Annotated in this window: 2 protein-coding genes; one reads left to right on the forward strand and one right to left on the reverse strand. The window is 38.0% G+C overall.

What is annotated here, in order from left to right:
- The coding region (locus tag AC1DPZ_RS26690; RefSeq protein WP_477409210.1) for a DUF6496 domain-containing protein at positions 1-136 on the reverse strand (136 nt) is incomplete at its 3' end.
- Positions 137-407: 271 nt separating this feature from the next.
- On the opposite strand from AC1DPZ_RS26690, the gene AC1DPZ_RS26695 reads away from it, so the two are divergent.
- Complete coding sequence (locus AC1DPZ_RS26695) at positions 408-1,502, forward strand: AI-2E family transporter (RefSeq protein ID WP_477409208.1); 1,095 nt, start codon at positions 408-410, stop codon at positions 1,500-1,502.
- Positions 1,503-1,673: the final 171 nt, after the last annotated feature.

Consider the following 1,673-nt stretch of genomic DNA (forward strand, 5'->3'; position numbering starts at 1 on the left):
CCTCAGATAAGCCTATCGCTATAGCTTGTTTTTTGCTGGTTACTTTTTTACCACTGCCGCTTTTAAGCTTCCCTTCTTTCATTTCATGCATGGTCTTTTCAACTTTTTCCCCTGCTTTTTCTGAATACTTTGCCATAATATTAGTTTTTTAGTAGATATCTTAACTAAAGCAAAACATTTGCCAATTTTGACAATAAGCCGCGGTTGAAAAATTAATTAAAGTTGACCGGCATTTTTACATACTATATCTGTGAAGTAAGTTTTACTTCCAAAAAGCTGGTGCGGTTTACAACATTCCCTTACAAAGTAAAAGGATAAATTTAGTTGATCAATATTTTTTATATCTTCAAACATCTGATTTAAATATCCGTTACCCATTTCAAAAAAACAGATTTAACCACTACTGTATGCCGGCAAAAAAACTGATAGCCCCCTTTTACGAACGCCTTGCACTTACCTTAATAGGCTTTTTGGCTCTCGGATACCTCATCATTGTGGGTAAAGATATTCTTGATCCACTCATTTTCGGTTTCATATTTGCTATTTTATTATTGCCGATTTCCAGCTTTTTAGAGAAAAAACTACGGTTGCCACGCAGTATGTCGTCCCTGGTATCAATACTTTTAATGGTTGGCCTGGTAAGTGGAATATTATACCTGGTAGGCTCCCAGATCYCAAACCTGGCCAACGACTGGCCAATGCTTAAAAACCAGGTTACACAATCCCTGCACGACCTGCAGGAATGGGTGCAATCGGCTTTCCATATTAACGCCAGCAGGCAACTAAAATATGTTAACGATGCTTCTAAAAAGATCATGGAATCGGGTACCGATGTGGTGGGTACAACATTTGGGGCTATATCATCACTCATGATATTTTATGTATTCATCATGATCTTCACCTTTTTTATATTGCTTTACAGGCGTTTGCTGCTGCGTTTTATCATTTGGGTTTTCAGAGATGAAAACTCACACGTGGTGATGGATATTGTAGAGAACATTCAATCCATTTTAAGGCAATATATCCTGGGCTTACTGCTCGAGATGGTGATAGTGGCCAGCGTGGCAATTACTATTTTTTGGTGGATTGGGATAAAATATGCCGTTTTGCTGGGTATTATTGTGGGCTTATTTAACATCATACCATACATAGGCATCTTTACCGCTTTATTGCTTAGCGCCATTATTACCTTTGCTACCGGCAATATTGCTAAAACAATTACAGTTGTAGTAAGCATAATATCTATTCACGCCGTTGATGCTAACTTTTTATTGCCAACCATTGTAGGCTCAAAAGTGAGGCTTAACGCCCTTATCTCTTTCATTGGCATTGTGCTGGGCGAAATGATCTGGGGACTTTCAGGCATGTTCCTTTCTATCCCCGTGATAGCTATTTTTAAGATCATTTTTGACAGGATAGAGAGCCTCAAGCCATGGGGTTACCTATTAGGTGGCGACTATGAATACAACAAAGCGGCCGCCGAAAAAATGAAAACCGAATAAATTTATCTTATAAAATCTACTCTGCTCTTTTTAACTGTTTGAACATTTATTGTAAATTTGTTTCATACAGATACCCTTATAAAATAATGCAAATTGTGAGTAATAACCCGCGCCTGGTTTACAGGTGCAAAAAATGTAAGGAAATCCTTAACATCAGGCGTAAGCGTGGCT

Source organism: Mucilaginibacter sp. P4_G9 (assembly GCF_056400985.1).